A 1,719-nucleotide genomic window follows, 5' to 3' on the forward strand; every position below is an offset into this window, starting at 1 on the left:
AAAGGCCATTGAGCTTAACTAGGTAAGAGGTTCTGGTTGCAAATGGGTGGCCTTACACGCTAAGCACCCAACTGTCTAAATTATACCCTATTATAAATCAGGCTTGCTTACCCTATTGCTAAGCTTGGCAGACCCACTGAATTGCTGAGAATCGCCCGCTTTACGCCGGCTTTTGGGGCTGCCTTTCTGATCAGGAGGGCTTGGCGTGTAAATCCGCCCTTTCGCAAGAAGAACCCCACCGACGAGGGGGCCCCGCACGGTCTGTTCAGCACCGGCAAGGACAAGCGCAACCGCTCCTGGGTAGACTGCCGCAGGTACGCGGCGCCCAGAAGCGCTAAGCGACTACCCCGTGGCAACCGAAAGCCCCGGTCCTGCTCCTNGCAGGACAAGCGCAACCGCACCTGGGTAGACTGCCTCACCGGCACACAGGTACGCGGTGCCCAGAAGCGCGAAGCGACTACCCCGTGGCAACCGAAAGCCCCGGTCCTGCTCCTAGGCGGGGGCTTTTCCCGCCCGTCCTTGCCAGCTACTCCACGCCGTGGTGCCGCTGACTAGCGGTCCTGCTGCCTGCCTTTTCGACGCGCCGACCGCCGCCAGAGGCTACCCGCCACCAGCGCCAAGGCGGCCCCCGCAACGGCCGCTGTGAGCCAAGCGGNGAGCGGCCCCCGCGACGGCCGCTGTGGGCCAAGCGGGCGCGGCCTTGGCTGGTTTGGCCCGGGCAAGGGCCGTTTCGGGGAAGGGCTGGCGACTAGTCACGGCCAGAATCAGGCGGGCGGCTTCGGCGGGCTGGTCCCACTGCGGGAAGTGGCCACAGTGCGCAAACCAATACAGGCGCGCATCGGGGAATTTCGCCAGCGCCAGCTTCGACTGGCTCGGCCAACACACCCGGTCCTGCCGGCCCCAGCCGATGACTAGGGGCGCGGAGATGCTGCCCTGGGGGGCGGGCTGCTGCACTTCGCCGTGCGCCAGCTGGGCGAGCAATTCGTCGAAGGCGGGCGAGTGGGCGAAGGAGTGCATCTCGTCGCGGGCCAGCTGCGCCTCCACGGCCCAGGGCCGGGCCGANCTCGGCGCGGGCCAGCTGCGCCTCCACGGCCCAGGGCCGGGCCGAAAACTGGGGCAGCAGCACCGTGCGTCCCAGCGCCGAACCGGCCAGGGCGGGCATCACCGGTTGCAGGGCTTTGACGAGCTTGACCGACAGGTCCACCGAATGGTAGAAAAAGGGAATCTGCCAGCCCTGCCAGAAGCCGCCCGGGTCCAGGGCGACCACCGCGCCGAGCACCCCGCCGCGCCGGGCCAGCTCCAGCACCAGGCGCGCGCCCATGGAGCTGCCCACGGCATCAATGCCCAGCAGCTCGTGCTGGGTGAGAAAGCCCGTCACGGCGTCGGCCAAGGTGGCGATCGAGTTTTCGCCGGCCAGCTGGGGGGTCTGGCCGTGGCCGGGCAAGTCCACGGCCAGCACGTCGCGCTCGGCGGCCAGCACGTCGAGCAGGGTGTTCCAGGACCGCCAGCTGCCGCCGATGCCGTGCACTAGTAACAGGGGGCGGCCGGTGCCGCGGCGAACAAAGTGCAGGTTCATAAAACAGCAGTAGGGGAAGGGAAACAAGCCAGTAGCCGCCGGGCGGTACCTACCGGCCCGCCGAAACGGCGGTGCCCGGCTCCCCTACAACGCAGAACGGCCCGGCAAGGACGAAAGCCGCCCGTGGAACCGACTGCTTTTCT

Annotated in this window: 1 protein-coding gene; it reads right to left on the bottom strand. The window is 67.5% G+C overall.

The genetic code is table 11. The features are described 5' to 3' along the window. Window positions 1-748 precede the first annotated feature (748 nt). The gene (locus BXP70_RS31170; protein WP_218779901.1) at window positions 749-1,576 is read right to left on the bottom strand and encodes an alpha/beta fold hydrolase; all 828 of its coding nucleotides are present in this window, start codon (window positions 1,574-1,576) and stop codon (window positions 749-751) included. Window positions 1,577-1,719 lie beyond the last annotated feature (143 nt).

It is taken from the genome of Hymenobacter crusticola (assembly GCF_002154225.1).
GTDB classification, from domain to species: Bacteria; Bacteroidota; Bacteroidia; order Cytophagales; family Hymenobacteraceae; genus Hymenobacter; species Hymenobacter crusticola.